The sequence below is a fragment of the Nocardia sp. NPDC041819 genome (genome assembly GCF_055590505.1).
Genome location: NZ_JBVJAP010000002.1, coordinates 961,732 through 981,963 on the forward strand (window position 1 = coordinate 961,732; position 20,232 = coordinate 981,963).

The following is a 20,232-nucleotide window of genomic DNA, read 5'->3' on the forward strand; positions in this document are numbered from 1 at the left end:
TCAGACCAGCGACAGCCAGTAATCCTGGAAGCGCAGGAACACCAGCAGCAGCACGACCGCGAAGAACAGCGCGACGAGCGTCCAGCGCCATTCGGCGAGCACGCCGAGCGGACCACGGGAACGCCCCCACAGCTGATCGGTGCTCACCGCGAGCAGCGGCGTGATGATCGCCCAGACCACCATGCAGTACGGGCACAGCGCGTTGATCCGGTACAGGCTCTCGAAGATCAGCCAGCAGACGAAGGCGAGCCCGAGCAGGTTGCCCAGCCACAGCCCACCCCAGACCCAGCGCGGGAAGCCGACCCCGGCCACCGACAGCGCGGCCAGCGTGACGACGACCGTGAACCCGACGATGCCCATCAAGGGGTTGGGGAACCCGAAGACCGCGGCCTGGTCGGTCACCATCACCGACCCGCAGGACAGGATCGGGTTGATGCTGCACGACGGCGTGTAACCGGGATCGGTGAACAGCTTGAACCGTTCCACGGTCAGCGCCACCGCGGCCAGCCAGCCGGCCAGCCCGCCGACCAACAGGACCCAGGCCGCCCGGGGCCCCGCGGTGATCATCGGCCCGCGGCGGCGCTGATCAGGGGTGCGAGAGCGCCGTTACCGAAGATCTCCTGGCTGGACTCGACCTTCTTACCGTCGACGAACACCGAGGGCGTCGACTGGATGCCGCTGTCGAGCACTTCCTTGGTGCGGGCCTGGATGTACTTGTCGTACTTGTGGTCGGTGATGCACTGGGCGACGGCGTCATCGGTGTAGCCCGCGCTCTTGGCGATCTGGACCAGCTGGTCGTCGGACAGACCCGCGCCGCCCTCCGGTGGCTGCTGTGCGAACATCGCCTTCAGCCAAGCCTGGTACTTCGACGGGTCGGCTTCGGCGACGCAGTAGGAGGCGCTGCCGGCGCGCGAGGAGTACCGCGTGGTGGAGGCCTTGTCCAGGAAGGCGATCACGTTGTATTCGACGGCCGCGGTGCCGTCGGCCACCGCGTCCTCGAGCACCTGTCCGTTGGCCGCCTCGAAGGCCTTGCAGGCGGGGCACTGGAGGTCGGCGACGACGCGCACGGTGACCTTCGCGTCCGGCTTGCCGATCCGGATGGCGCCGTTGTCGGTGATCGAGGCGGGCACGGGGCCCGCGTTCGTGGTGCCGGTCGCCGCGATGGACGGGGTGGGGCCGGGATCGTCGTTGCGGGCCTTCTTCACCGCGATGCCGATGCCGATCGCCGCGATCAGCGCGACGAGCACGGCGGCGACGGCCACCTGGATCAAGATCTTGCGGTTGCGGTCGGCGCGTTCCGCCGCCAGCAGCGGGTTCGACTTCCCACCCTGGTTTTTGCTCACCGTGCGCTCACCACGCCTTTCGCTCGCCGGACGGTTCCTGCCGCCACGATCGTAGATCCGCAGGCCACCTACCCGCGTGATCGGCCCACAGTGGTCATCATGGTCGGCTTTCCTGAGAGATTCCGAAACATTCGTCCCGCCACCGGTGATACCGGCCGGATCACCCCGGCGGCGGCATGGTCAGCGCGGTTCGATGCCGGTGAGGATCAGATCGACGGCGTGACGGGCCAGGCCGGGCGGCAGCTCGCCGCCGAGCTGCGTGACGTGCAGATGGACCAGGCCGCCCAGTGTCAGCATGGTCAGCCGGGGGTCCACCGTCGCCGCCACGTCCCCGCGGGCGATACCGCGCCGGACGATCTCTTCCGACGACGACAGCCGCCGCAGCCAGAATTCGCGCCGGATGGCCTCCACCTCGGGATCGGACTCGGCGATCACGGTGCCGCGGATCAGGGCCCGGCCCGACGGAGTCTCCGCGAAGCGAATGAGATCGGTCATGAACCGCTCCAGATCGCCGCGCAAGGAACCGGTGTCCGGGAGCTGGATCTGTTCGCCCACCCGGGACAGCAGCGCGTCCAGGAGCAAGCGGGGCAGCGATTTCCACCGACGGTAGATCGAGGTCTCGTGCACGCCCGCGTCCGCGGCGACATCGGCGATCCGCACGTCGCCGATGCCGGCCGACTCGATGCGGGCCAGCGTCGCGTCGAGCACGGCCTTCTGTAACCGCGCACCGCGGATCTGTGCGGGGGAATCGCCCATGCGGCGATTATCGCAAGTCATCTTGCGTTTCTTCGATGTGGGGCCTTAGCGTGGTGCTATCGCAAGTCGACTTGCGATGGAAGGCGGGAGTGGCATGGAGCAGGTGGTGGCGTCCTCGGGACGCTGGCGTGGCGAGGCTCGCGGTGCGGTCGCGGTGTTCCGCGGGATTCCCTACGCGCGGGCCGAGCGATTCGGCGCGCCGGAGCCGGTCGAAGCCCATGACGGGGTCTACGACGCGACGCGCCGGTACGCCATCGCACCGCAGTTGCCGGGACGGCTCGAGGGTGTGATGGGGCGGGCGGAGGCCCTGGAGCAGTCGGAGGACTGCCTCGCCCTCACCGTCACCACCCCCGTGAGCGCCGAACCGGGCAGCTGTCCGGTCCTGGTGTGGCTGCACGGCGGCGCCTATCTCGCGGGCAGCGGGCAATGGAACCTGTACGACGCGGACCGGCTGGTGCGGCAGACCGGCATCGTGGTGGTGTCGGTGAGCTACCGCCTCGGCGTGCTGGGCTACCTCCGCGCACCGGGTGTCTCGGCGGGAGACCTCGGTCTGCGCGACCAGATCGCGGCGCTGTGGTGGGTGCGGGAGCACATCGGAGAGTTCGGCGGCGATCCGGAACGCGTCACCGTATCGGGACAGTCGGCGGGCGCGCAGTCGGTCGTCGCGCTGCTGGGGATCGCGGAAGCGAGGCCGCTGTTCGCCCAGGCCATCGTGCAGAGCGCACCGTTCGGCGTCGGCTTCCAGAGCCATCGGCGCGCCGAGCGGGTCGGGGCGATGTTCCTCGCCGAACTCGACGCCGATCCGCGCACCGCTCCGGTACCCGACCTGCTCGCCGCGCAGGGACGTACGGTCCGCCGGGTGGCCGGGCCCGCCGCGCTGAACCCCGCGCCGCCCTTCTTGCCCGTGGCCGACGCCGGCCCACTGCCCGACCGGCACGCTTGGCGGCGAGCGGTACGAGACGCGGCCACCGATCTGCCGGTGGTGCTCGGGTGCACGGCCGAGGAGTCGCGAGCGTTCTACGGCGGCCCGCATCCGGTTTTCGGCAGGTTACGGCGACTGCCGGTGACGGGCGCGCGGCTCGACGCGGCGGTACAGCATCTCATCGGGCGAAAGGCGTTCGAGCACGGGTTGTTTCGTTTCGCCGACGAATTGGCCGATGCCGGGGCGCGGGTGTACTGCTACCGCGTGGAGCAGCTTCATCCCGCGAATCCGTACGGCGCATGCCACTGCATCGATCTGCCGCTGCTGTTCGCCGACGGCGACACCTGGCGCGACGCTCCGATGCTCGCGCCCCTGACCGCCGCGCAGATCGACGCGCTCGGCCACCGAACTCGGGAGTATTGGGGCGAATTCGTGCGCACCGGACGGATCGCCGACGCCGGCTGGACGCCCCACCGTCCCGGCTCGCGTATCGTCCGTCAGCTGCCCTGAGCAGGCACACGCGTAAGCGGCGCCCCCGCGGCGTCGGCCTGCCTCGTCGCCTGTGAGCAGGCGGCCACCGTGCGACCGGACCGACTTCCGGCACGATGCCGCCGCACGCCGTCGCGCGATTGATCCGCCTCCGCCGAGCACAACCGGTAGGAAGATGGGATGACTGTTCTAGGTGCCGTGTTCCGCCCGCAAAACCCGCCCGAACTGTTGCGCGAGGCGGCCCGCATGGCCGAGGCGACGGGTCTGGAAGAGCTGTGGTTGTGGGAGGACTGCTTCTTGGAGAGCGGAATCGCCAGCGCGGCAGCCGTGCTCGCCTGGACCGAACGGGTGCGAGTCGGCATCGGGCTGCTGCCCGTGCCACTGCGCAACGTCGCGCTCACCGCGATGGAAGCGGCGACGCTGCACCGGCTGTTCCCCGACCGGCTGATACTCGGTGTCGGGCACGGCGTGCAGAGCTGGATGGCGCAGGTCGGCGCGCGCGTCGAATCGCCGGTGACCTTGCTGAGTGAACATTTGGCCGCGTTGCGCGCGCTACTGTCCGGTGAGCAGGTCACGGTCTCGGGTCGCTACGTGCGTCTCGACGCCGTCGCACTGGACTGGCCGCCCGGGACGCCGCCGAAGGTCTACGCGGGTGCGCGCGGGCCGCGCTCGATCCGGCTGTCCGGGGAGCACGCCGACGGCACGCTGCTGGATTCGATCGCCGACGCCGACGGCGTCCGCGCCGCACGCACGCTGATCGAGGAGGGGCGCGCCGCGTCCGGCCGTACCGACCGCCACCACGTGGTGGCGAACCTGCTGGCGGTCACCGGCTCGGATGCCGAAGCTCGCTTGGCCGCCGAACGCACTCCCGAGCATGCGCCGGGGGCGGGAGTGGCGGGTGACGCGCAGGCGATCGCCGCGGCCGTGACCATGCTGGCCGAAGCAGGCGCGGACACCGTCGTACTCCAGACCACCGCCGACGATCCGGATCCCGCCGCTTACCTCCGGTTCGTCGCCGAGGAAGTCCGGCCCCTGGTCGCCTGAGCACCACGTGCGCGAATGACCTACGCCTGCGCCAGGCGCCGCTTCTGCTGCTCGACGTCGAACGTCGGCAAGGGCCAGTCCAGGTCCAGCCGTTCCAGGGCCGCGATCAGCAGTTCGGTGACCGCGAGCCGGGAGAACCACTTGCGGTCGGCGGGCACCACGTGCCAGGGCGCGTACTCGGTGGACGTGCGGTCCAGCATCGCCTGGTAGGCCTCCTGATAGGCGGGCCAGTACGCGCGCTCGTCGATGTCGGCCGGGTTGAACTTCCAGAACTTGTCCGCGCGTTCCAGCCGCTCGGCCAGCCGCCTCTTCTGTTCGTCCAGCGAGACGAACATGGCCACCTTCACCAGCGTGATGCCCTCGTCCACCAGTTCCCGCTCGAACGCGTTGATCTCGTCGTAGCGTGGCTCCCACACCGTCGGCGGCACCAGGTTGTGCACCCGCACCACGAGCACGTCCTCGTAGTGCGAGCGATCGAACACGCCGAGCTGACCCGCGCGCGGCAGCGCCTCGCGGATGCGCCACAGATAGTGATGGCGCTGCTGCTCTTGCGTCGGCACGCCGAACGCGGCGTGATCGACGCCCTGTGGGTCGACCGAACCGATGACGTGCCGGACGATGCCACCCTTGCCCGCGGTGTCCATGCCCTGCAAGACGAGCAGCACGCTGCGCCGGTCGCCGGAACGGCCGTTGGCGTACAGCTTCTCCTGGAGATCCGACAGCACCTGGCTGCGTTCGGCGAGCAGTGCGACGCCCGCCTTCTTGCCGCCGGTGAACCCCGGCGTCGCGGAGGTGTCCAGCTCGGCTACTCGCAAGCCGTCGGCCTTCATGGCCTCGGCCGGACCCACCGTCCACTGTTCAGGCATAGCCCCACCCTAACCACGCGGTGGTTCGCCCCGGTCACACTTGCGCGAGCCGCAGCAGCTGGGTGGCGAACTCCTCGTCCGACACGGGAGCGAGGGTGAGATCGTGCGCGGTGGTGAGCAGGTAGCGACCGTCGCCGGTGAAGTCCAGCCAGGTGCGATGGCGGGTGGGCGGGGACATCGGGTTCTCGGGCTCCACCGTGACGGTGATGAAACCGCGTCCGTCCACCGGCTTGCGCAGTGTCTGACGGAATTTCGCCGCGCCGCGATGGCCGTTGGTGACGAACGGCTCGGTGCGGTCGGGGCTGAGCACGGCGTCCTGCGGCTCGCGCATCGGGGCGAGCTTGCCCGGCCGCGCCGAACCGATGATCTGCACCAGGCGTTCGCCTATGGCACGGGCATGGCACATCTGTACGGTCACTCGGTCCGGGGTGGCGACCAGGATGCCCGCGTGGTTGTGCACCACCGCGGCGAACGCGAGAATCCGTTCGGTCTCGCTTTCGCTCCCATTGCGCGCGAGCGCCGAGCGTTCGCCGGAGACGGTGATGGTGGTCGCGTCGTTGCGCGCGCAGAGCACCAGCGCGGCGGCCAAATCGGGCTCGGCCTGCCGGGCGAAGCGCTGCGGCAAACGCAAGGCGTGGTACTCCGATTCGGTCCGCGCCGTGGCCGAGGGGACCATGTTGACCGGGTAGGGCCTACGGTCCAGGCTCGTTTCGTTCGTCCAGACATGCGTGAATTCGTCCGGGGTCAGCACCCATTTCACCGTGCGCCGCCTCCGCGGACGGAACTCGGATCGCCGGATGCGTTGTCGGCCGCCGAACCTTCGTGCGGCCGGGGGAATCGGGGAACACAGTCGCCGGTGGCCGGCATCGTCGGGGTATAGACGTAGGTCATCGTGTCCCGGACATCCGCCTCGATGTCTGCCGCCGCACTATCGTGTTCCATCCTACGTTTTCCACCGTAAACCGCTTCGGCGGCCGGGTCCGCCAGCGGCCGATACCGCTGCGGCGGCGCGATCGCGCCCCGGACCGTTTGCGCGGCATCGCTATTCAACTCCATCAGCCGAGCGACCGCCCGGCACACGTCCTGCGCGTCCCCGCCCGCGCGGACGAACTGCCTGGTCGCGCCTACGGCGGCGTCGGCTGCGCGGCCGGACCAGCGCGCGAATTCCCGGTTGGTGGCATCGGAGAAGGCTTGGAACGCGTCGGCCACCGCGGCCGCGTTGGCCTGCCATGCCTCGGCGATCCGGCCGAGCGCCGCCGGGTCGAGCGCTTCGTGCACCAGATCCCAGATCTGCTGATGGGTATAGGCGCCGAACAGTTCCCGATCCGGCGCGTAGGCCGGATCGGTCGCCCCGTCGGCGAACCCGGCCAGCTCCTGCCGGATGTCGTCGGCGGCGGCGCGTGCCGCGGAGTCTGCCATCCGTCGTCCCCCTCAGTCGGTCCCGGCGCGCGGGTGCGTGCTCAACTGGGCTCCAGGTATTCGGCGATCAGCCGCAGCGCGGCCTGATTCGCCGCCTCCGCGTCGGCCAGCCGGTTGGCCGCGGCGAGATACGCCGCCTTGAACAGCAGCGCAGTCTCCTGGAACGCCGCCAGGGTGTCCAGGTACTGCCGGCCTTTCGCGGCGAAACCGCGGGACAGGCCCTGTCCGGTGGGCAGGTCGGGAAAGCCGGTCACCTCGGTGACGAGGTGTTCACCGGCCATCGCGCGACGTAGATCGTCGACCAGCTGGTCGCACGCGGCGGCCAGATTCTCCGCGACCGCCGTATCCAGCTCGAACTTCTCGCCCCCGCCCGCGCCGACGGCCGCCGCGTACAGCTCTCGCGCCGTCCCCTGTCCGGTATCGGGTACCGCCACGTGGAAGCCCCCTTCCGCTCGGTCCTGTTCGTACCGCGCTGTACTGGATCCGCACTTTACCGCTCGGTTCAGCCCGGCGGACCGCCTCGGTATGCGCCTTGTGCCGAGCCAACGGAACTCGCATCCGCCGTTGTTACACTGACCAGCGGTCGGAGGGGCGGTATCCGCAGGGGAAGGCGACCGGTGGCCGAAAACGACGACGTAGTCCCGAAATACCTGCAGATCTCGGGTCATCTCCGTGCGCTGATCGAACGCGGTGAGCTGGCGCCCGGCGCCGAGGTGCCCTCGGAGCGGGAGCTCGCCGCACGCTGGAAGGTGGCCCGGCCCACCGCCGCCAAGGCGCTGAATACGTTGCGCCAGCAGGGGATCGTCCGGTCCCGCCGCGGATCGGGCACCTATGTGGCCGAACAGCCTGTGTTGCTGCGGGAGAGTGCGCCCCGGTACGGACCGTCTTCGCCCAAGAGCCGGTCGGTGTCCGTGCTGCGAGCCGGAGTGGTGGAGGGGCCGCGGGAGGTCACCGACCCGCTCGGGCTGCCCGATCCCAGTTCGGTGATCGTGCGAAAGACGTTGCATGAGGACATATCCGGATATGCCCGACTGGCCACCTGCTGGTATCCGGGCGGTTTCGCCGAGACCGCAGCCCTGTTGCTCGAATCCGAGGCGGTGCCCGGTGGAGTCGCACGGTATCTGGAAGACGCGACCGGACGCGCTCTCACCGTCGTGCGCGAGAGTGTCGGCGCCCGGCTGGCCACCGACGACGAACGCCGCCACCTCACGCTTCGGCACCCGGCGGCGGTGCTGGTCGTGCGCCGCCTCGGTCTGGACGCTCAGGGCGTCCCGCTCGAGTACCGCGAGACCGTCCACCCGCCCGGCCGGTGGATCATGCCGCACGAGTATTTCACCAGCTCAACGGCCGATTCCCGCCGTTGACACCCCGCTGCCACAACTGGCATAGTCCACTTGTCGGAAGTGTCGAAGGGTGGGAGGGGCGATGTCCGATCGGTTGACCGTCGGCGGCTGGGTGATCGTGGGAGAGCAATGCTCGGTCCGCCTGGCCCCGGTACCGCGCGACGACTACCTCGCGTTCGTCTTCGAAAGCAGCGGAACCGAATTCGAATTGGCCCTGGCTCCCGCGATCCTGCACCGCATGGTCGATCTCGGCTCCGGGCCGCCGGTGCCGTGACAGCCGGTGCCGGGATGTCACTTCAGCCGAGCGCACCTTCCGCTCCGGCAAACCTTCGGGCATGCCCGTGCGCGTCGCAGCAAACACCAGCCGTAGCAGGCGGAGGTACCTGAGAACCGGGTATGGCTGCCGAATAACTGTCACTCACCAGTGCCTATGTCAATCTTCGCACTATAAAAGAACTTTGAGATTTTCGGCGCTGAGATTTCTCGCCGGAGGCAGTTAGGCTCAGGCAACGCACTGCCGAGCCGCACAGGGTGGCCTCGGGGCAGGGCAGAGGATGTGACATGGCAGCGGCGGAATCGATCGGTGAAATGCGCTGTCAGAGGGGTTGGCATTGTCATCGAGTCTGAACAGAGGATCGCACAGCGGGACGTCGCGGCCGGTTACGTGCCATGAGCGCTCGTTCGTTCCCGACGAGTACACCGATGTGGAGTTGCTGCGGGCCCACGTGCGGGGCCGGCGGCACGCGTTCGCGGCGTTGCTGCGCAGGCACAACGATCATCTGTGGCAGATCGCGTTGCGTACGTCCTACACGCGAGAGGATGCGGCCGATTCGCTGCAGGATGCGTTGCTATCGGCTCATCGCACGGCCGCCTCGTTCCGGGCCGAGGCAGAGGTGCGCAGCTGGTTGCATGCGATCGTGGTGAACGCCTGCCTGGACCGGATCCGGCGCAACACGGCCAGGCGGGTGTTGTCGCTGTCGGTGGAGACGATACCCGAGCCGGCGAACGCCCGCGACGAGATCGCAGAGCTGGAGACGTCCTTGGTGATCGACCGCGCGTTGTTCTCGCTACCGCCGGATCAACGGACGGCGCTGGTCGCGGTCGATATGGAGGGATACAGCGTGGCCGAGGCGGCCGCACTGCTCGGTGTTCCCGAGGGTACGATCAAGAGCCGCTGCGCTCGCGCGCGGCGGCGGTTGAAAGAGAGCCGAGACCTTGTTTCGCTCGGCGCCCGATCGCCCAACGCTGCCGGTACCGCGCCGGGCGAGGAATGTGGGTCGGCCTTGGCGGCTGCGGGCTGATGGCGACGAGACCATCAGGAGTGAGCGCTATGCGCAGTGGCGAGTCGAACTTCGCCCGCTTGCTACGTACGTGGCGAAAAGACCATGGTTTGACACTGAAGACCGCGGCGAAGCGCAGCAATGTGTCGTCGCAGGCTCTGTGGTTGCTGGAAAGCCGCAATCACATACCGACTCTGCCCATCATCTCCGCTGTCCTGGACGGACTGCGCGTGCATCCGTGGCGTCGGCCCGCCTTCTTGGCCCAGATGCCGCAGCAGCAACTGCTCAACCAGCTGCGCTGGAACCTGCCGAAGACTGTGCCGCCGAGTGACCAGGTCGGCCTGGACCAGATAGGCGATCCGGCCTGTTACCACGATCCCGGGTTCGATCTATACGCGGCCAATTCCCTCTTCCTCGAGGTATTTCCCGGCCTCGAACCACCGCAGCCCGAGACGATCGGCCGCTCCAATCTGCTGACCTACGTGGTGACCGATCCCCGCGCCAAGATCGCGATCCGTAATTGGCGTCAGCGCGCAGCGGTCATGGTGGACGCGTTCTTGACTGTGGCGCCCGGACGGATACCCGAGGAGCGGTTCGACGAGATCGTCGCCGTGTGCGAGCAGGCGCCGGAGTTCGCGGAGCTGCGTGCGTTCAAGGCCACCGACAGCGACATCTTCGACCAGACGATCATCCTGCGCAATCCCCGGCGCGGCAGATATGAGAACCGCTCGGTTGTCGCCTGGACGCCCAAGTACCCGCCACGCCCGTGGGACATCCTGATCTTGCAATCCGCGACGGACACCGATCAGGACGTCGAGCCGCGCGCCCGATGAGCTCCATGTCCTGGTGAAGACATCCCGCTTCGCGGCACCTCGACTTTCGCCGCGTTCCGGCGCTGGACCACTACTCCCACACTGCGGCGCCACTACTTCCCGGGCGGCAAAGCGCAGCTGGCGGCCGAAGCCGTGCGCTTCGCCGCGGCGTCGGCCGCCCGCAAGCTCGGGAAAGGGCTGTCCGCCGGGCCGGTCGCCGGTTTGCGATCGTTCGCGGACATGTGGCGGAAGGTACTGGTGGAGAGCGTTTTTCAGGCAGGCTGCCCCGTGCTCGCGGTCTGGATCGAGGACCCCGGCGAGGACGACCAGCCGCAGCGGGCGGGCTGTCACCCGCGATTGATCACCGCGCCGGTCGCCGTCTTCTTCGCCGCCTGAGCGGGTTTCGTCGCGCTGACGTACTGGAACAGGCGATGGACCCGCTGGTCGATCTCCACCAAGCCCTGTTCGGCGAAGAGGGTCGGGAAAGTCCGCGTGCCGAATACCCGCAGACCGCTCAAACCGCCGACCACGCGGCTCACCTCGCCGATGGGGTTGGCGGCCCGATGGCTGGTGGTGATCGCGATGCGGCCACCGGGGGCGAGGACGCGAATCATCTCGCGGGCGGCGACGAGCGGGTCGGGAATGAGGTAGAGCGCGCCGAAACAGCAGACGGCGTCGAAGGCGCCGTCCGCGAACGGGAGTGTGCGCGCGTCGCCGCGCAGATATCCGACGCGCGGTCCGGCGTTGTCGGCGACGGCGCGCGCCAGCATCGGCTCGGAGTAGTCCAAGCCGATCGCGTAGCCGTCGCCCGACAGCGCCTCGCTCAGGTATCGGGTGAAATTGCCCGGACCGCAGGCGATGTCGAGCACCTTCTGCGCGCCGCCGAGCCGCAGGGTGGCGACCGCGTCACGCCGGTCCGCCGCGGTCGTCCGCCCACTGGCGAGATAGAACAGCGTCGGCCGCCAGGCTCGCTCGTACACCGCCGCGAGCGCGGGGGCATTCATCGTTTTTCGTGCGAGGTTCACCGGTGTGCGTCTCTCAGGCGCGGTCCACGGTAATGGTCATGCCCGCCGCGCGCAGCCGCTCGGTGAGCGCGTCGCCCATCGCGGCGGCGGGTGTGAGGATGCCCGCGAGCCCGGGTTGGTTGTCGGTGTCGAACGCCAGGCACAGGCCGCTCTGGCCGAGCAGCACCGCGGTGGCCTGGTAGCCGGGATCGCCGGTGCCGGAGAAGGTGGCCACGTACTTCGCGCCCGAGGTGGTGTGCGCGAACGTCTTCATGGTGAACCAGCCACTCTTGCGCGCCTTCTCGTCCGGCCCGGTGCCCGGCTTGGGCAGCACGCGGTCCAGCAGCTTGCGGCCCGCGGCGGCCCGCGACAGCAGCGCGCCCGCGGTCAGGCCCGCCACGATGCCGCCCGCCATACCCACCGCGACCAGCGGCGCCATCCGCGACCTTCCCGCGCTCATCACTTCGCGGTAGCGGAAGTTCTTGCCGTAGACCCAGCCGAGCAGGCCGTTGGTGCGCCGCACGACCTTGGTGTTGTGCGCGGCCATGACGAACGTGCTCACCCACCCGTCCAGGCTCGGGTCGACGGCACTCGCCCGGGACAGCGCCTGATCGGACTGGCGGCCGACGTCGGGATCCATCGACTTGTCCGGGCTCAGCGAGTACGGGTGCGAGAGAACCTTGCCCTTGGCCGGATCGGCGGCGACCGCCTCCATCATGGCCCGGCCGGAATCGATGGTGCCGCCGCTGACGCCGCCCTTGAGCGAAGCCACCAGCGTGGTGTCGACGAGCTCGCCGGCGTTGTCCTCGACCGTGCGGCGGTAGAGCTGGTAGACGCTCAGATCGGACGGAATCGAGTCGTAGCCGCACGAATTGACGATTTTCGCGCCCGTGGCGACGGCCTGTTCGTGGTAGGCGTCGATGGCTTCGCGGATGAACAGCGGCTCACCGGTGAGGTCGGCGTAATGGGTGCCTGCCTTGGCGCACGCCGCCACCAGCGGCAACCCGTAGCGCAGGTAGGGGCCGACCGTCGTGACCACGACCTTGGTGCGCGCCGCCAGCTCGTCCAGTGCGGCCTGGTCTTTCGAGTCGGCCACCACCAAGCCCCAGCTCGCGGCCTTCGGGCCGAGGTCGTCGCGCACGGCGGTCAGCTTGTCCAGCGACCGTCCCGCCAGCGCGATCCGCGCGGATTCCGGGGCGGCCCCGGTGAGGTACTCGGCGGTGAGCTTGCCCACGAAACCGGTCGCGCCGAATAGGACCAGGTCGTATTCCCGAGTGTCTGCCATGGGTCTTCCGTTCTGCGGTCGTGTCGCCGTTCGGCGACTACTTCGTGGTCTTCTTGCGCGGCCGTTGCGGCGCTGCCTGCGGGCGGCCGTCGAGCCAGGCGTGATGGGCGCGGCCGAGTTCGGTGGCCGGTGGTTCGTCGTAGAGCCATTCCCGGGCGATGCGATGCCAGTTCGCGGTACAGCCGAGCTGGCCGAGCATGCCGAAGGTCAGGAAGTCGGCGCGGCGGGAGAAGAGATGTTCCGGCGGCAGGTTCTGCTGCTTCATGCCGGTGAACTCGCTGGCCCTCGGGTCCACCGCGAGTAGGAAGGCGCCGCTGGCCAGCTCCGGGGTGATGGTCAATTCCTCGTCGAGCAGACACCATTCCGAGGCGGCGAGCACGTATTCCAGGCACTCCTCGGCGCCGATCTCCTCCGGTGAATCGATGACGCCGCGCCGGATCATCAACTCGCGCAGATCTTCCGCGCGGTCTTCGGCGGCGGCGCGCAGACAGACCAGCTCGAACTGCACGTGCTCGGGATCCATCCGGTTGAACAGCCCGAAATCCAGGAACCCGACCCGGCCGTCGGCGGCCAGCAGGACGTTGCCCGGATGCGGGTCGCCGCAGAACTCGTTGAAGGTGAACAGCGACCCCATGTAGAACCGGTAGATGATCTCGCCGATCCGGTCGCGCTCCGCCTGGGGCAGCTGCCGGATCTCGTCGAAACCCTTGCCCTGGACGTACTCGGTGACCAGGACCCGCGTGGTGGAGAACTCCGGCAGCGAGCGCGGCACGATGACGAACGGGTGCTCGGCGTAGAGCTCGGCGATCTGCAACTGGGTGGCCGCCTCGGCCCGGTAGTCGAGTTCGGCCTCCATGTTCAGCCGCAGCTCGTCCAGTACCGCGGGCGTCACCCACGGCATCGCGGACTGTAGTACGCGCCGGAACATGGCCAGATTCTTCAGGTCCGCGCGCACCGCGGCGTCGATGCCCGGGTACTGCACCTTCACCGCGACCTGGCGGCCGTCGTGTAGTCGCGCCCGGTACACCTGGCCGATCGAGGCGGCGGCGACGGGCTCGGCGTCGAACTCGGCGAAGACGGCGTCCAGCGGCTTGCCGAAATCGTCCTCGATCACTTGGCGCATGGCCGCGAAGGACACCGTCGGGGCCGCGTTGCGCAGTACGGCCAGGCGTTTCTGGAACCGCTCCCGGTGGTCCTCGGGAACCAGGTCCAGATCGAGCACCGACATCATCTGGCCGAGCTTCATCGCGACGCCCTTCATGGTGCCGAGCACCATGACCACCTGCTCGGTGGTGCGGATCATGGATTCCTCGGCCATCTTCGCCCGGACGGCCTCGGATCTGCCCCGCATGGTCAACCGCGTGCGCTGGGTGCGAAGCACCGAACTGGCTGCCACCGCACCCAGCTTGGTGCCACGAGCAAGCCGAGAGGTCGGTACTTGCTTCGCCATCGAGGTACCTCCGTTGGTGCCGCGGTCGGAGCGACGGACGCGCAGGCGGCAGCGTGCGGGCCGTCGTGTCCCGCGCGGACCGCCGTCGAGTACGGCGCCGGCGGTGACGCAGCGCACTCGGCGCACCGCTCGGGTTCAGACTAGCCAAGGTTCCGGCAAAGTCGACAGTGCCGGTGAACTTCAGCAAGCGGTCCAGCTAGCACCTGGGCCGACGGCCCGAGTCAGTCCTGCGCGGGCGCCTCGGGGGCGGGCAGCACGTGCTGCTGCGCGTTGAAGGTCGCGGGCGAGCCGCCCGCGCGGGCCATGCCCTCGATGGCGCTCCAGGCCAGCATGGTGAGGTAGTCGATCACGTCCTCGCGGGACAGCGACTTGTTGGTGGTCCACCAGTGCGTCGCCAGCTGAATGCCGCCGACCAGCACGTACGACGCCAGCGCGGCGCCCTCGGTCGCCACGCCCCGCTCCCGGGCGCGCTCGGTGATGACGGCGCACACCACCTCGGCGAACAGCTTCTCGAACTCGGCGAGCGAGGACTGGTCGGCCGAGCCGTTGCCCATGATGAACCGGTAGACCTCCGGGTCCTCGTCCACCGTCCCGACGTATTCGGCGAGCGCCGAGCGCACCAGCTGGTATTCGTCGGCGTCCAGGCTGATCGCGCCGTACACCCGCGGCATCAACGTGGTCTCGATGAACCGCTGCATGGTCGCGTGGACCAGGTCGTTCTTGTCGGAGAAGTAGCGGTAGAGCACGGTCTTGGAGACGCCGATCTCCGCGGCGATCTCGTCCATGCCCGCGTTGCTGCCGCGGGCGCGCACCGCGGCGAGGGTTCCGTCGACGAGTTCCTCGCGGCGGTCGATCTTGTGTTGCCGCCACCGGCGCTTGCGGCCGTCCATCCGGCCGCCGCGCACCGCCGACGGTCGCTCGCCGATATCGACAAGGTCTTCGGTGGACAGCGTGGGCTCCCTTGTTCGTTTGGGCTCGGTGGCTCCAGCTTAGGTCCCCGCTACCCGTGATATGCGCTTTTGAGCCCGGATGCGGTAGGAACCACAGCTTCGGGCGCGTCCGGCGTGGCCACATCGCGCTCGCCCGCTCGCCCACTTCGCCGCGCACAGCAGAATGGGAGGCATGGAGAAAGCTCCCGGCAACACCGCGGTGGCGGATGCCCCCGCCGGGCCTGCCGCCGCGCCCTTCGGCTTAGCCGCCGTACTCGACGAGGCGGCCAAGCGTCGTGACCTCTGGCGGATGAAGGCGTTCGCCACCGGCCTGCTCGCCCTGGCCACCGCGATCTATCTGTTCTGCCGCTGGACCGAATCGCGGGGGGCGGGTGGCGACTGGGTCGGCTACCTGCGGGCCGCGTCGGAGGCGGGCATGGTCGGCGCGCTGGCGGACTGGTTCGCGGTGACCGCCCTGTTCCGTCATCCACTCGGCCTGCCGATTCCGCACACGGCGATCATCCGGCGCAAGAAAGACCAGCTCGGCGCCAGCCTCGGTAGCTTCGTCGGCACGAACTTCCTGGCGCCGGAGGTGGTGTCGGCGAAGGTGAACTCGGCACAGGTCTCCTGGCGCGTCGGGCGCTGGATGGCCGATCCCGGTCATGCCGCTCGCGTGGCGCAGGAGAGTTCGACGATCCTGCGGGCCGTCGTCGGCGTGCTGCGCGACGAGGACGTGGAGCAGGTCATCGACAACACCATCGTCAAGCGGATCGCCGAGCCGCTGTGGGGTCCGCCGATCGGGCGGGTGCTCGCGGAACTGCTCGCCGACAACCGGCAGCTGGCGCTGCTGGATCTGCTCGCCGAGCGCGCGCACCAATGGGCGCTCGGCTCGCAGGAGACGATCGATCGGATCGTGCTGCGGGACGCGCCGCAATGGGCGCCGAAATTCGTCAACATCCTGCTTTCCGAACGGATCTACCGGGAACTGGTCGAGTTCACCTGGAAGATCCGCTCCGATCCGGAGCACGAAGTCCGCCTCGCCGCGAATCGTTTCCTGGAGGAATTCGCCGAGGACCTGCAGAACGACGACGCCATGATCAAGAAGGCGGAGCGCATCAAAACGCAGATCATGGGCAGAGAGGAAATCACCGGACTCGCCTCGGCCACCTGGCGCGCGGCGAAGCGGCTGATCCTGGAGTCCGCCGACGATCCGCGCAGCACGCTGCGGCGCAAGGTCGCCGAGAACGTGCAGCAGCTCGGCGAGCGATTGCGCGACGACGCGGACATGCGCGCCAACGTGGACGGCTGGATCGACCGCGGCGCGCGCTACTTGGTGGAAAACTATGCCGGTGAGATCAGCACCCTGGTCACCGACACGGTTGCCAGGTGGGATGCCGAAGAGGCGAGCAAGAAGATCGAATTGCAGGTCGGCCGGGATCTGCAATTCATCCGCATCAACGGAACCGTCGTCGGTTCGCTTGCCGGACTGGCGATCTACACGATTTCCCATTTGATGTTCGGCGGTTGAGCCGCGGCGCGCGGACTGTTTGCCCGAACACTGCTAGCAGACTGCTTGCAATAGCTAGCACCCTGTCCTAGAATCGAACTCGTACAACCGCCAGAAGGTGAGTGATGGCAGACCAGCCCGAGGTTTCCGCCGAGTACACCGACAGATCGGACGAGCACTCGTCCGGCGTCGGCGAACGAGGAGGGCGCGTCGTCAATGCGGCGCACGACATCGGAGGCTTCATCAGGGCGCAGCGAGAAGCCGCGCAAGTCTCGCTGCGTCAGCTCGCCCAGCTGGCGGGGGTGAGCAATCCGTACCTCAGCCAGATCGAGCGCGGACTGCGCAATCCGTCCGCCGAGGTGCTCACGCAGATCGCGAAAGCGCTGCGGGTCTCCTCGGAGGTCTTGTACGTACGGGCCGGCTATCTCGAGCAGCGGCCGCACAGTCCGGTCCGGGATGCCCTGCTCGCCGACACGTCTATCAGTGAGCGGCAGAAGCAGGTGCTGCTGGACATCTATGAATCGTTTCGCCGGGAAAACGGAGGAAACGAGGCAGGGGGGGACGTATGGGACAGCGACGTTCCGCGCACGACAACCGACACTCCGCCACGCCAGGAGAACGAAACATCATGACCGAGAAGAACGCCACCGTCACCAAGCCCTTGCTCGCCACCGTCGGTGCGGGCGACGCCCTCTACGCCGCCGTCAACGACGTGGTCGCGCAGGTGCGTGAACGCGCGGTCACCACCGACGTGCAGGCCCGGGTCGAGGAGGCGCGCGAGCGCTTCGCCACCGTCCCCGCCGACGTCCAGGCGCAGTTCGAGTCGCTGCGCGAGCGGCTGTCCGGGCTGCCGTCGGAGCTGCCGGAGGACCTCGCCGAGCTGCGCGAGAAGTTCACCGCCGAGGAGCTGCGCACGCTGGCCGAGAAGTACTACCGGCAGGCGCTGGACCTCTACGCCGACCTCGCCGTCCGCGGTGAGGAGGCCATCGAGCGGCTGCGCGCCAACCACTTGGTCGAGGAGCGGATCGGCAAGGTCGAGACCATCTACGGCGACGCGGTGAGCCGGGCCGAGGACGTGTTCGGGCGCGTCAACGGGCTGCTCGGCCGCCCGGCCAAGGTCGAGGACGCCGAGGCCGCGCCGGTGGCCGAGCCCGCGCCGGTCGTCGAGGCCGAGGTCGTCGAGGTGACCACCGAGGCCACCCCGGCTCCGGTGACGAACGGTGCGCCGAAGAAGGCTCCGGCCAAGAAGGCGGCCACCCCCGCCGCCGCGGCCAAGAAGGCTCCGGCGAAGAAGGCCGCTCCCAAGAAGGCCTGACCGCCCGCCGCCGAAGCTGTCCGACGCCCCCGCGCACCCCTGGTGCGCGGGGGCGTTGCTTCTATGATGGGTGGGGTGAATATGGTGCACGGATTGACCGGGATGATCCTGCTGGTGTTGTGGCTGGCGGCGCTCGGTGCGACGATTTTCGCGCTGATCCACGCCGTTCGTCAGCGTCCCGACGCGTTCACCGCGGTGGACAAGCTGACCAAGCCCATCTGGCTGGCGATTCTCGGGGCGGCTGTGCTCGTGCTCCTCCTCTCGCCCGCGGGTCTGGGCCTGCTTTCCTTCGCGGCGATCATCGCGACCGGCGTCTACTTGGCCGACGTCCGGCCCAAGGTCGACGAAGTGCAGCGGGGTCCACGCTGGTGAGGGCGGAGATCGCCGACCGGTAAGGGTGCTTGCGCTAGCAAGCGGTGCGAATCGGGGTTACTGTATCTAGCAGTAACACAAAGGAGTGTCCGATGCGTGCCATGCTGCCGACCGCGTTGACGAGCTTCCCGGGGCTGCTCCGGAGCTTGCGCGACGCGCACAGCGCCGACTTGCGTTCCCGCACCTACCGGGTCGCGGCGTTCAACCCGCCGACCGTGCCCCATGAGGTGATCCCGGTCCGCGCCGGGGACGGAGCCCGGCTGCGCGTCCACGCCTACGGTTCGTCGGACAAGCCGGTCATCGTGCTCGTGCACGGGTGGACCTGCTGCCTCGAATACTGGAATCCGCAGATCAACGCGTTCGCGGGCGAGTACCGAGTGATCGCCTACGACCAGCGTGGCCACGGCGAGAGTGAATACGGGTCGAGCGAGTTGACCATGGACCTGCTGGCCGACGACCTGGCCGCGGTGCTCGACGCGGCGCTCGCGCCCGGACAGCGTGCCGTGCTCGTCGGGCACAGTCTCGGCGGCATGACGCTGCAGGGGTGGGCGGGACGCTACCCCGAGCGGGTCGCGCGCCAGGCGCAGGCGGTGCTGCTGACCAATACCGCGGCCGATCGGCTGATCCTGGAGACCACGGTGGTGCCGCTGCTGAACCGGCCGTGGCGGATGCTGCAATTGAAGGTGCCGCTGCCGTTCCTGTTCGGCAGGCTGGGGCTCGGCGCCCCGATGGTCTTCCCGCCCATCGCGCCGGTGCGCTGGCTGTTCGCGCGCCAGATCCTCAGCACCGCGGCCAAAGGCGAGCTGCTGGACTTCAGCATGGCCATCGTGCGGTCCTGCCCGGCCCGGGTGCGTTCCAGGTTCGGTTTCCTGCTCGCCACGATGGATGTGGGGGAGTCGGTGCGCAATCTCGTGGTCCCCACCACGGTGCTCTCCGGACAATTCGACGACATGACGCCACCGGTCCACTCCGAGCGGATCGTCGAGCTGCTACGGGAGACCGGGAGCCTCGTGCGCTACCAGATGCTCCCGACCGGCCATCTCGGCAATGTCGAGGCTTACGAGCGGTTCAACGAGGAACTCGGGCGCCTGCTCGCCGAGGTGGGCAAGCGCGCCCGCGCCGACCTCGCGGGCTGACGCGCCGGGGTGGCGTTCGCCCCGTCAGGAGAAGACGACCGTCCGGCGGCCGTGCACCAGCACGCGTCCCTCCAGATGCCAGCGCAGTCCGCGCGCCAGGACCACCCGCTCGATGTCGCGGCCCTGGCGGACCATGTCGCGCACTTCGTCCGCATGATCGATGCGGATGACGTCTTGCTCGATGATCGGGCCCGCGTCCAGTTCCGCGGTCACGTAGTGACAGGTGGCGCCGATCAGCTTCACGCCGCGGGCGAACGCCTGGTGGTAGGGGCGAGCGCCGACGAACGACGGCAAGAAGCTGTGATGGATGTTGATGGCCTTGCCCGCCCAGTGCTCGCACAGCTCGGCGGGCAGCACCTGCATGAACCGCGCCAGCACCACCGCGTGCGGGTTGTGCGCGTCCACCAGAGCGCGGACCTCCTCGAACGCCCGACCGCGCTCGGCCGGGTCCTTCGGGAACGGCACGTGATGGAACTTCACCCCGTGCGCCTCGGTCATCGCCGCGAGATCCGGGTGGTTGCCGATCACCGCCTCGATGGTGGCGGGCAGTTCACCGCTGGCGGCGCGCCCGAGCAGATCGTGCAGGCAGTGGCCGTCCTTGCTGACCAGCAGCACCGCGCGGCGGCGGGCGCGGGAGTCCAGCAATTGCCATTCGGTCTGCGGACCCAGGTCGGCCGCCACCCCGGCGAACCGGTCGCGCAGTTCCTCGATCCCGAACGGCACCGTCGCCGCCTTGATCGCCTGGCGAGTGAAGAACCAGCCCGTCTCCACGTCGGAGTGGTACCCCGCCTCGACGATCGAGCCGCCGAACTCGGCGATGAACGACGTGATCCCGGCGATGATGCCCGGACGATCCGGGCAGCCGAGCGTCAGCACGTAGCGGCGGTCGTCCAGGACGGGTGGAGCGGCACTCATGCGTTCATCCTCCCAGGTGCGCCAGGCGGGACGCGCCGCGCCTTC

Annotated in this window: 24 protein-coding genes; 12 read left to right on the forward strand and 12 right to left on the reverse strand. The window is 68.8% G+C overall.

Going from position 1 to position 20,232, the window contains the following annotated elements; all coding sequences use genetic code 11:
- The 3 genes from ACZ6DL_RS11220 to ACZ6DL_RS11230 form a co-directional block, all read right to left on the reverse strand.
- Positions 1-567 carry a vitamin K epoxide reductase family protein gene (locus ACZ6DL_RS11220; RefSeq protein WP_466050370.1) on the reverse strand — a complete coding sequence of 189 codons (567 nt, stop codon included), beginning with the start codon at positions 565-567 and terminating at the stop codon, positions 1-3.
- Positions 564-1,343 carry a DsbA family protein gene (locus ACZ6DL_RS11225; RefSeq protein ID WP_466050371.1) on the reverse strand — a complete coding sequence of 260 codons (780 nt, stop codon included), beginning with the start codon at positions 1,341-1,343 and terminating at the stop codon, positions 564-566. The genes ACZ6DL_RS11220 and ACZ6DL_RS11225 overlap by 4 nt, the downstream gene beginning before the upstream one ends.
- A gap of 180 nt (positions 1,344-1,523) precedes the next feature.
- Positions 1,524-2,099 (reverse strand): TetR-like C-terminal domain-containing protein, encoded by a 576-nt coding sequence (locus ACZ6DL_RS11230; protein ID WP_466050372.1) that lies wholly within the window; start codon positions 2,097-2,099, stop codon positions 1,524-1,526.
- Between the two features lie 94 nt (positions 2,100-2,193).
- On the opposite strand from ACZ6DL_RS11230, the gene ACZ6DL_RS11235 reads away from it, so the two are divergent.
- Positions 2,194-3,531 (forward strand): carboxylesterase family protein, encoded by a 1,338-nt coding sequence (locus ACZ6DL_RS11235; protein ID WP_466050373.1) that lies wholly within the window; start codon positions 2,194-2,196, stop codon positions 3,529-3,531.
- Positions 3,532-3,690: 159 nt separating this feature from the next.
- Entirely contained in the window at positions 3,691-4,554 is an 864-nt protein-coding gene (locus ACZ6DL_RS11240) for an LLM class flavin-dependent oxidoreductase (RefSeq protein WP_466050374.1), read from the forward strand.
- A 20-nt stretch (positions 4,555-4,574) separates the two neighbouring features.
- Here ACZ6DL_RS11240 and ACZ6DL_RS11245 read toward each other — a convergent pair whose 3' ends face one another.
- From ACZ6DL_RS11245 to ACZ6DL_RS11260, 4 genes are read right to left on the reverse strand one after another with little or no spacing between them, the layout of a single operon-like run.
- On the reverse strand, positions 4,575-5,420 hold the full coding sequence (locus ACZ6DL_RS11245) for a polyphosphate kinase 2 family protein (RefSeq protein WP_466050375.1): 846 nt from the start codon (positions 5,418-5,420) through the stop codon (positions 4,575-4,577).
- A gap of 34 nt (positions 5,421-5,454) precedes the next feature.
- Positions 5,455-6,180, reverse strand: coding sequence for an ESX secretion-associated protein EspG (locus tag ACZ6DL_RS11250; protein WP_357034572.1), 726 nt, complete (start codon positions 6,178-6,180; stop codon positions 5,455-5,457).
- Positions 6,177-6,839, reverse strand: a complete 663-nt coding sequence (locus ACZ6DL_RS11255; protein WP_466050376.1) for a hypothetical protein — start codon at positions 6,837-6,839, stop codon at positions 6,177-6,179. The genes ACZ6DL_RS11250 and ACZ6DL_RS11255 overlap by 4 nt, the downstream gene beginning before the upstream one ends.
- A 41-nt stretch (positions 6,840-6,880) precedes the next feature.
- Positions 6,881-7,273 (reverse strand): hypothetical protein, encoded by a 393-nt coding sequence (locus tag ACZ6DL_RS11260; protein WP_393232828.1) that lies wholly within the window; start codon positions 7,271-7,273, stop codon positions 6,881-6,883.
- Positions 7,274-7,456: 183 nt separating this feature from the next.
- Here ACZ6DL_RS11260 and ACZ6DL_RS11265 point away from each other — a divergent pair, with 183 nt between their 5' ends.
- The 5 genes from ACZ6DL_RS11265 (at position 7,457) to ACZ6DL_RS11285 (ending at position 10,670) form a co-directional block, all read left to right on the forward strand.
- Positions 7,457-8,203 carry a GntR family transcriptional regulator gene (locus ACZ6DL_RS11265; protein ID WP_466050377.1) on the forward strand — a complete coding sequence of 249 codons (747 nt, stop codon included), beginning with the start codon at positions 7,457-7,459 and terminating at the stop codon, positions 8,201-8,203.
- Between the two features lie 61 nt (positions 8,204-8,264).
- Positions 8,265-8,456 (forward strand): hypothetical protein, encoded by a 192-nt coding sequence (locus tag ACZ6DL_RS11270; RefSeq protein ID WP_062968136.1) that lies wholly within the window; start codon positions 8,265-8,267, stop codon positions 8,454-8,456.
- A 430-nt stretch (positions 8,457-8,886) separates the two neighbouring features.
- On the forward strand, positions 8,887-9,483 hold the full coding sequence (gene sigM / locus ACZ6DL_RS11275) for an RNA polymerase sigma factor SigM (protein WP_466050378.1): 597 nt from the start codon (positions 8,887-8,889) through the stop codon (positions 9,481-9,483).
- Positions 9,484-9,512: 29 nt separating this feature from the next.
- The gene (locus ACZ6DL_RS11280; RefSeq protein ID WP_466050379.1) at positions 9,513-10,295 is read left to right on the forward strand and encodes a helix-turn-helix domain-containing protein; all 783 of its coding nucleotides are present in this window, start codon (positions 9,513-9,515) and stop codon (positions 10,293-10,295) included.
- Positions 10,296-10,514: 219 nt separating this feature from the next.
- Positions 10,515-10,670 (forward strand): hypothetical protein, encoded by a 156-nt coding sequence (locus ACZ6DL_RS11285; RefSeq protein WP_466050380.1) that lies wholly within the window; start codon positions 10,515-10,517, stop codon positions 10,668-10,670.
- Here ACZ6DL_RS11285 and ACZ6DL_RS11290 read toward each other — a convergent pair.
- From ACZ6DL_RS11290 to ACZ6DL_RS11305, 4 genes are all read right to left on the reverse strand, one after another.
- The gene (locus tag ACZ6DL_RS11290; protein WP_466050381.1) at positions 10,622-11,278 is read right to left on the reverse strand and encodes a class I SAM-dependent methyltransferase; all 657 of its coding nucleotides are present in this window, start codon (positions 11,276-11,278) and stop codon (positions 10,622-10,624) included. The two genes, ACZ6DL_RS11285 and ACZ6DL_RS11290, sit on opposite strands and share 49 nt — an antisense overlap.
- 34 nt (positions 11,279-11,312) lie before the next feature.
- Complete coding sequence (locus ACZ6DL_RS11295; protein ID WP_466050382.1) at positions 11,313-12,563, reverse strand: saccharopine dehydrogenase family protein; 1,251 nt, start codon at positions 12,561-12,563, stop codon at positions 11,313-11,315.
- A 37-nt stretch (positions 12,564-12,600) separates the two neighbouring features.
- Positions 12,601-14,013 carry an ABC1 kinase family protein gene (locus ACZ6DL_RS11300; RefSeq protein ID WP_466050383.1) on the reverse strand — a complete coding sequence of 471 codons (1,413 nt, stop codon included), beginning with the start codon at positions 14,011-14,013 and terminating at the stop codon, positions 12,601-12,603.
- Between the two features lie 221 nt (positions 14,014-14,234).
- Positions 14,235-14,918, reverse strand: coding sequence for a TetR/AcrR family transcriptional regulator (locus ACZ6DL_RS11305; RefSeq protein ID WP_466050384.1), 684 nt, complete (start codon positions 14,916-14,918; stop codon positions 14,235-14,237).
- A 217-nt stretch (positions 14,919-15,135) separates the two neighbouring features.
- On the opposite strand from ACZ6DL_RS11305, the gene ACZ6DL_RS11310 reads away from it, so the two are divergent.
- The 5 genes from ACZ6DL_RS11310 (at position 15,136) to ACZ6DL_RS11330 (ending at position 19,272) form a co-directional block, all read left to right on the forward strand.
- On the forward strand, positions 15,136-16,470 hold the full coding sequence (locus ACZ6DL_RS11310; protein WP_466050385.1) for a DUF445 domain-containing protein: 1,335 nt from the start codon (positions 15,136-15,138) through the stop codon (positions 16,468-16,470).
- Between the two features lie 104 nt (positions 16,471-16,574).
- Complete coding sequence (locus ACZ6DL_RS11315; RefSeq protein ID WP_357034552.1) at positions 16,575-17,081, forward strand: helix-turn-helix domain-containing protein; 507 nt, start codon at positions 16,575-16,577, stop codon at positions 17,079-17,081.
- Positions 17,078-17,764, forward strand: coding sequence for a heparin-binding hemagglutinin (locus tag ACZ6DL_RS11320; RefSeq protein ID WP_466050386.1), 687 nt, complete (start codon positions 17,078-17,080; stop codon positions 17,762-17,764). The genes ACZ6DL_RS11315 and ACZ6DL_RS11320 overlap by 4 nt, the downstream gene beginning before the upstream one ends.
- 81 nt (positions 17,765-17,845) lie before the next feature.
- Positions 17,846-18,136, forward strand: coding sequence for a DUF2516 family protein (locus tag ACZ6DL_RS11325; protein WP_040870424.1), 291 nt, complete (start codon positions 17,846-17,848; stop codon positions 18,134-18,136).
- A gap of 92 nt (positions 18,137-18,228) precedes the next feature.
- Positions 18,229-19,272, forward strand: a complete 1,044-nt coding sequence (locus ACZ6DL_RS11330) for an alpha/beta fold hydrolase (protein WP_466050387.1) — start codon at positions 18,229-18,231, stop codon at positions 19,270-19,272.
- Positions 19,273-19,296: 24 nt separating this feature from the next.
- On the opposite strand, the gene purU is transcribed toward ACZ6DL_RS11330, so the two are convergent.
- On the reverse strand, positions 19,297-20,187 hold the full coding sequence (gene purU, locus ACZ6DL_RS11335) for a formyltetrahydrofolate deformylase (protein WP_466050388.1): 891 nt from the start codon (positions 20,185-20,187) through the stop codon (positions 19,297-19,299).
- Positions 20,188-20,232 lie beyond the last annotated feature (45 nt).